A 5870-nucleotide genomic window follows, 5' to 3' on the forward strand; every position below is an offset into this window, starting at 1 on the left:
GAACTCACACCTGCAGAACTGGAAAATCCTAACCACCCGCTTCCGGCCACCCCTGGAGAAGTTCCCCGCCACACTCCGCGCCATCGTCGGCCTGTACTACCTGAAGTGGGCTTTTGAATAACCCTCCAGGCTAATCGTCGCCAAGGCCTCGTTCCATGGTGTCCAGTCGACGCGGTGGATGTGGCCCTTGAAATGCTCGCGCAGTACGAGTTGCGCCCGCGTGCCTTCGCGGATGATCGCGGCATACGCCTCAAGCTGACGATCGCGGATCCACGTGCTTCTTTGAGATCGGCCCGTCAGGATCGAGCCGAGTACGACGCCGAGCACGGTCGCCAAGATCCCGCCGACAACAGCCATTCTCCTGCCAGCCTCCCCCACGCTGCGGTCGTTCGGATCGTCCCCGCATGCTGCCAAGGCGAACCCTCATCGCGCTTTCGAGAAATCAGTGGTACTGGCTGTGTGGTCGATAGTTTCACTACGAGGATCAAGCCGCGCCGCTGAAGCGGCGCGGTGCCCGTCGCCGCCCGAGCCGTCGTCTCCTGTCTCCGCCCCGACTCCGTCTCGGCCCGCTCCGGGCACGCGGCTTACAGCAGTCAGCAGCACGAGCGAAGAACGACGCCTTCGGCGAGCCCTCCCTCGGAGATGGGCCAAGATCGAATGCGGCGGTTCGAGGATGGGACGGTGGGTCGGTCCTGGCACCTCCTCGGCCGGTCACCACGAGGGTTGCCAGACGCCGGCCGACAGGCCAAGGCCAAGCCGCTTCGCGGTCGGCTTCGCCGAGCCTTGTCCCGCCGACCATCGCCCGGCAAAGCAGGAGCTTGCCCGACCGAGGAGATACCAGGCCCTCAGCTCGAATGATGGGCGCGAATTCTAGCCAACTGGCGAATGTAAAGATGATTGCCTCAGAAGCAAAAATGACGCCTAATGCGCTAGAGTTGCATACGCTATTACCCCTTTGATTGGCAATAGAATCGGTCGCGAGATTATCGAAACGAACTTCAACGCAGCTTCTGACGTGCACATTTACGTAAGCAAAGATAGCGGATCTGTCGCGCAGATTACACGCCGTGCAGCCTCCTGTTGTACAACAGAGTAGACCTGGAGGTTCGCGCGGAGTGTCGTTAATCGGGTATGGTGCTGCCGATTGCTAACCGCAGAAAAGCGGACGGCCCACCCTGGCAGGGGTGAGCCGTCCTGTGCACGAATCCCGTCCGCTGAAGACAAGGAGTGCCACCAGTGACCTTACGCTCCAATGGTGATCGGCATCAACGCGGCAAGTGGACAAAGCCGGTCATTCCGACGGCATGCATTGCCGCCGTAGGCGTCGCAGCTGTTGTGGTCCGCAGCCTCGACGAACCGCTTGTCGTGGTCCTCACGGCCGCCTTTGGCTGGCTCGGGACCCGGCACCGCGACGGCTGAAAGCTTCCCGTCAGGTACGCACGCGTCAATCTGATCTGACACCAACGGCGACACCAACGAGCCGGAACGAGTGCGGACGCGGCGGGACTCGCCAGACGCGGCGACCATGCGATTCGAACCTGTGGCCTCTTGGTGCCTGGTCCTGGCAGACAGAAGGTCAGGGGTTCAAGTCCCCTTGGCTCCACACTCTGAACAGCGAAAAGGCACCTACTCACGAGAGTAGGTGCCTTCTGCGTCTCATTTCTCGGCTCATTCATCCTTGACGGTCTGTCGTCTGCGGCGTCGACCGAGCCCCAAAGGTGAGGTTGCTACCGGTACGGTGTGCGCCGCTGCGACACGAGAACCCCCGTTGCAGCTGCTGGTCGGACGGTGCCCCGCCTCGACCACGCTTGAGGTGGTCGTCAGAGCCGAAGCGTGCGCTGATCTGATCCCTGAGTTGTCGATGGCGCGCGAGTTCGGCCGTGCGCTGCACGGCGCAGCGCCGGTCGACGTGATCGGCTCCGTGCCTGGCCGCTGGATCGTCCAGGACGGGCAGCACTGGCTGAATCGGTGGCTCGAGCTGACCGGCGATACCGAGAACGCCGCGTTCATGATGCTGACCGCATGCCGGATGTGGCGCTTCGCCGCGACTGGCGAGCACAGCTTCAAGACGGCGGCGGCCCTGTGGGTGCTGGCGCGCGATCCCTCGCTGATGGCCGTCCGGCAGGCTCGATCCGCTGGGCCCGCACGGTGACCGACGGTTTCGCCGCGCGATCTTCGACCACCGCACTGATACCCCGCTCTCCCAGCCGGCCGCGACGGCGTCCGCACACGCGGTGCTGCTGTTCGACGGGGTGTTCCTGCTGCGCCCGCAGTTGGTCGCCCTGTGGGAGATGCGCGTTTTCGTCTCGGTCGCGTTCGAGGAGGCACTGGAGCGCGCACGCTCCCGGGACCAGGCGCTGTTCGGTTCCGCCGCCGAGGTCGAGCGGCGTTATCGCGACCGGTACGTCCCCGCCCAACAGCTCTATCTCGCCGCAGCCCATCCAATCCAACATGCTGACGTCATCGTGTACAACGACGAGCTGCAGCGCCTCAGATGGGAAGCCCGACCGCGCTGATCAATCCACCGGGTTCTGGAGCTTGCCGGGTTCGAGTCGATTCCAGTCGCTGCCGGTAAGAGCATGTCGGCCATGGCCGGGCCAGTCATCACGGTTGCCTTCACCGAGCCCGTCGGCGAAAAGGCCATGGGCGCGCTCGGCACCCACCTTCGAAGCCTTGCTGACGCGAATTTCGAGTACACGAGGCCCGGTCACTGGGCGTTGAACCTGCAGCCGCAACAGCTGGGAATCGCGTACAGCGACGGTGAAGGTTCGCGCCCGTTCCTGGTGGAGGCGAGCGGCCCCGGGAATGAAGACGGCCAGTTCTTCGAAGACGGACGGTTCATCGAGCGCGACTGGGGATTCCTGGTGCCGCTGCTCGCCTTCACCGCGCCGCCACGCTCAGTGCCATCGCCATGTGCAACAGCCGGATCGACCACGCGGCCACCGCACTGCTGACCGCCGGGATCATGGACATCACCGGCGGCGTCGCCTTCGTCGAACTCTACGATCACCAGGTCGAACCCGCCCGTACCCTACCCGGGGTGCTGGCCGCGGTGCCGGAGACGGAAGAAGAATCGCCCTTCGCTCTCGGGGATGGCCAGTTCCTGCGCGCCTTCACGGCAACGCCGGGCTTTTGCCTGCTCAAGTAGCTGTCTCAGGTGCGAGACCCGGCGCGACGGTGTGCGTCCTACGGCCGCCGGGGGCGATCCTGCTGCCATTGCGCCACCGAAGGTACCGAGTTCAGTAGCCGCGCGACCTGCTCGCCCACGGCCCGCGAGCGCAAGCTCGGCAGCGGATCGAAGTCCGCCAACCGCATGTCGAGCAGGCTCGATACCTGCTCGTCGGTAGCCAACCTCAGCAGTAACTGGCAGCGCAAATGCCGGACCAACTGTGGATCCGTGCGGTGCGGGTGCACGTTCCACAACGCCGGCCACAGATAGTGACCACCCTCGGCGTCGATGTTCGCCGCGAGCCAGTCGACGTCAAGCCGCTGATTGAGATTCAGACTTGCAGCCACCCGCTCCAACTCCAGCAGCGCCACCGAATCCACGACCTTCACCTGCCCTGGCACTGCCGGGACAGGCTCCATGCTGCCCTCCCCAGGGATGGTGGACGTTGGTTCATGTACGCCTCGCCGTCATCCCCGGTATCGCCGCGCCCACCACGCATAGTGGGCGGGAGTCGAAGGGTTCTGCCAGCTTCGCGCGAGGTAGAGCGCGTCAAGCGGTTCCACCAGCGCCCGCAGTTCACGCGCGGCGCCGCGGGGAAGCGCGTGCAGTGCGAGCTCCAGCACTTCCCGCTCGTCATTCATATAGAACGGGTTGCACAGCGCGCAGCCACAGCCGCCCGAGAGCGCGAGGCCAGGACGGTGGGCGACTCTCGACCACTGCCTCAGGGCTGCGGCTACCGCGCCGACCCACAGGCGGTCGCGCTCCAAACGGGCCACCGCGCCCGCCAGCTTGCCTGAACCGCGCGCCAGGCCCGGCTCAGATACTCCACGCTGCAACGGCCGCGACCATCGGCGCTCGACCCGCAGCTGGGAAGGCCGTCTACGCGGCATCGGCCTTTCTGAATCGCGTCACGAATACAGGATGCCAGACTCTGCCCTCGGCGGTCGTCTGCGGGATGGCCGCGCAAGTCCCTGCAAGCTGGTGTCCCGCGCCGGAAATCCGCCGGGCGCGGATGACCGGACGTGCGCAGCCAGGTCGAGCAGAGTCATGCGACGGATTTCCGGCGCGGGACACTAGACGTGATGCCCGGTAGAAACTTCTTGACCATCTCGACACGAATATCCGTTATCTGCGCTGATGACTGGAGGCGCGCGCTTCCTGCAGCACGGCGCGCAGCGGTCCGGTATCGGGTGTTTCCGCGAGCAAGGCAGCGTACGCACCGTCGAGGTCAGCGCGCAGCGCAGGGCTGATTTCGAGCTCTGCTTCTGCGCCTCGCGCTCGCGTCCAGTGGATTTTTCCAGCGTCGCCGAGCTCCGCGAGCACCCAGGGCGGTAACGCGGTCATCAGGGTCTTGGTTGCCAGTTCGAGAGCAACGTCGCCTGCTCCGGCGTACCTTGCCTGAGCCGGAGTGAGCAGTCGGCGGAGTACATCTTCAAGGCGGCCGGCGTCGACGAGGTCGAGAAACGCGGGCAACGTGCCTTGGATGCCGGTGATCAGGTGCAGCGCGTCGATCAGGGGTCGGGCTGCCGTCCGAGTCTGCTCGCGTGCCACCGTGTCGAAGATCGTGTCCCAGTCTGCGCGGCTCGCCCGCTCGTAGCGATCACCGATCATGCGCCGACCGACGGCTGCGAGCACGTCATCAGGTCCAACGAGCAGATCGATCGCGCGGACACCTTCGTCGGCGGCGCTGTGCCCTTCGGGTAGCGACTTCAGGGCGTCGATCCGCTCATCGAGCGGCGGATGCGAATCGAATCGGGCCCGCGCGCTCGTGCGCCGCTCGGCCCCCTCGTTCACGGCCGGGAACTGGTCAAGAGCCGAGAGCAGCGTGTTGAAACCGGCGATGACCTGTGGCGGTTCGGGAAGCAACCCCAGGTTCAATCCCGCGGCGACGAACCGCTCCAGGTAGAATCGGTAGGCAGACTGGAGTTCCGGCATTCTCTGCAGCGCCGCGATCGTTGCCTGCGATCCCGCAACCCGCGCGCTGATCGCATCGGCGTGAAACTCCTGCCGTCGGCTGATCGATTGTGTCACGGCGAGGTAGCGTGCTGCGTAGGCATTGAACAACCGATATATCAAATACCTGCCCGGCAGAGCGCGCCCGGTAGCCGCACCAGAACCCTCGCGTGGGCGTCCCGCTGCCGCTTCTACGGCCCGCAGCACGCTTATACGGCCGCGATTGACGATCGGCAGCAGCCGAGTGTCGTGATTGCTGTAGTGCCCGAACTCGTGCGCGAGTACCGCATCAAGCTGCGCCGGGGAAAGTGCCAGCAGCAGCGGAGCGCCGAGGAACAAGCGGCGCGTCCTGGGCACCAGCCCGAGCAGCGCGGCGTCCTGCGAGACCGAGGCGTTCGCCTTGTGGTCGATGCGAATCTCATCAGGGGGCTCAGTGCCCGCGGCCGACGCAAGTTCGCGGGCCCGCGCCCAAAGCGCAGGCTGCTCCTCGTCGGTGACCGCAATCCCTGGCAACCCATCCGGGCTTCGACGCGTAGAAACGAATACGGCCGACACGACCACGATGAACGCCACACACGTCATCGGCAACAGGACCACCAGAGCTTGAGCAGAGGCGGCATAGCGCACGACCAGCACGTCGATGATCACCATCGCCGCCAGCAACCCGAAGGCGATCGCATAGAAGCTCGCCAACAACCCCACGGCCCATGCGGCGCGCGCCGTCACCTTCACGATTCCTCGTCCTCCC

The 5870-nt window shown here is 65.2% G+C and carries 9 protein-coding genes; 5 read left to right on the forward strand and 4 right to left on the reverse strand.

The annotated features are described in order from the left end of the window. Positions 1 to 96: 96 nt before the first annotated feature. The gene (locus KGA66_RS27645) at positions 97 to 357 is read right to left on the reverse strand and encodes a hypothetical protein (RefSeq protein WP_211472300.1); all 261 of its coding nucleotides are present in this window, start codon (positions 355 to 357) and stop codon (positions 97 to 99) included. A gap of 879 nt (positions 358 to 1236) precedes the next feature. Here KGA66_RS27645 and KGA66_RS27650 point away from each other — a divergent pair. The 5 genes from KGA66_RS27650 (at position 1237) to KGA66_RS27670 (ending at position 3148) form a co-directional block, all read left to right on the forward strand. Next, the gene (locus KGA66_RS27650; RefSeq protein WP_211472302.1) at positions 1237 to 1419 is read left to right on the forward strand and encodes a hypothetical protein; all 183 of its coding nucleotides are present in this window, start codon (positions 1237 to 1239) and stop codon (positions 1417 to 1419) included. A 349-nt stretch (positions 1420 to 1768) separates the two neighbouring features. Next, positions 1769 to 2152, forward strand: coding sequence for an aminoglycoside adenylyltransferase domain-containing protein (locus KGA66_RS27655; RefSeq protein WP_211472304.1), 384 nt, complete (start codon positions 1769 to 1771; stop codon positions 2150 to 2152). 82 nt (positions 2153 to 2234) lie between these two features. Then, positions 2235 to 2516, forward strand: coding sequence for a nucleoside/nucleotide kinase family protein (locus KGA66_RS27660; protein ID WP_211472306.1), 282 nt, complete (start codon positions 2235 to 2237; stop codon positions 2514 to 2516). A gap of 72 nt (positions 2517 to 2588) precedes the next feature. Then, on the forward strand, positions 2589 to 2954 hold the full coding sequence (locus KGA66_RS27665) for a DUF6368 family protein (protein WP_211472308.1): 366 nt from the start codon (positions 2589 to 2591) through the stop codon (positions 2952 to 2954). Continuing rightward, a complete protein-coding gene (locus KGA66_RS27670; protein WP_246508863.1) occupies positions 2912 to 3148 on the forward strand; it encodes a DUF6368 family protein in 237 nt (78 codons plus the stop codon). Before KGA66_RS27665 ends, KGA66_RS27670 begins: the two co-directional genes overlap by 43 nt. Positions 3149 to 3186: 38 nt before the next feature. Here KGA66_RS27670 and KGA66_RS27675 read toward each other — a convergent pair whose 3' ends face one another. The 3 genes from KGA66_RS27675 to KGA66_RS27685 form a co-directional block, all read right to left on the reverse strand. Then, positions 3187 to 3549 carry a hypothetical protein gene (locus KGA66_RS27675; RefSeq protein WP_211472312.1) on the reverse strand — a complete coding sequence of 121 codons (363 nt, stop codon included), beginning with the start codon at positions 3547 to 3549 and terminating at the stop codon, positions 3187 to 3189. 87 nt (positions 3550 to 3636) lie between these two features. After that, complete coding sequence (locus KGA66_RS27680) at positions 3637 to 4005, reverse strand: hypothetical protein (RefSeq protein ID WP_211472314.1); 369 nt, start codon at positions 4003 to 4005, stop codon at positions 3637 to 3639. 289 nt (positions 4006 to 4294) lie between these two features. Then, a partial coding sequence (locus KGA66_RS27685) for a M48 family metalloprotease (RefSeq protein WP_211472316.1) occupies positions 4295 to 5870 on the reverse strand: 1576 nt, incomplete at its 5' end.

This window comes from Actinocrinis puniceicyclus (assembly GCF_018283645.1).
Lineage (GTDB): Bacteria > Actinomycetota > Actinomycetes > Streptomycetales > Catenulisporaceae > Actinocrinis > Actinocrinis puniceicyclus.